Annotated in this window: 1 pseudogene; it reads left to right on the top strand. The window is 76.1% G+C overall.

The annotated features are described in order from the left end of the window. Positions 1-879 (top strand): annotated as a pseudogene (locus FHD68_RS18735) (ATP-dependent helicase HrpB); the annotation flags it as partial.

The following is an 879-nucleotide window of genomic DNA, read 5'->3' as shown; positions in this document are numbered from 1 at the left end:
CGGGCCGAGGAGGGGGCGCTGCCGGGGTTCGCGCCACCCGAGATCGCCGTGGCCGACCTGACCGGGCTGGCGCTGGAACTGGCCGTCTGGGGGGCGGGGGCCGCCGATCTGGCGTTCCTGACGCCGCCGCCGGACGCCGCGCTGACCGAGGCGCGTGCGCTGCTGGCCGATCTGGGCGCGCTGGATGCGGAGGGGCGGATCACGGCGCATGGCCGGGTGCTGGCGCGGTTGCCGCTGCATCCGCGTCTGGCGCATATGCTGGCGCTGGCGGGGCCGGCTGCGGCCGATCTGGCGGCGCTGCTGTCGGACCGCGATCCGCCGCGCGGGGCGGGGGCCGATCTGGAGCATCGCCTGCGCGCGATCCGCGATCCGGGGGCGCGTGCGGCATTCGAGGTGAACCGGCAGGGCATCGAGAGGATCAGGGCCGAGGCCAAGCGGTTGCGGCGGCTGGTTGCGTCCCGCGACGGCGGGGGGGACGATGTCCCCCCCACACCCCCCCTAGCGGCCCTGTCGGCGGGCGGCATGGCCTCGCTGGCCTATCCCGACCGGATCGGGCTGCGGCGCAAGGGTGACGACGCGCGGTTCGTGCTGTCGGGCGGCAAGGGTGCGGTGCTGGCATCGGAGGACAGCCTGGCGGCGCAACGGATGATCGTGGCGCTGGATCTGGACGGGGATCAGCGCGAGGCGCGCATCAGGCTGGCCGCGCGACTGGACGAGGCTGATCTGCGCGCGCTGCATGGCGACCGGATCGGCCAGCAGGCCCTGTGCGAATGGTCGCGCCGCGAGGGTCGCGTCGTCGCCCGCCTGCAGGAGCGGCTGGGCGCGCTGGTGCTGTCGGACCGGCCCTGGCCCGACGCCCCGGCCGAGGCGATGGCCGCG

It is taken from the genome of Paracoccus marcusii, from assembly GCF_006151785.1.
GTDB classification, from domain to species: Bacteria; Pseudomonadota; Alphaproteobacteria; order Rhodobacterales; family Rhodobacteraceae; genus Paracoccus; species Paracoccus marcusii.
The sequence above is the reverse complement of the archived record's forward strand: the minus strand, read 5'-3'. Positions and strand labels throughout refer to the sequence as shown.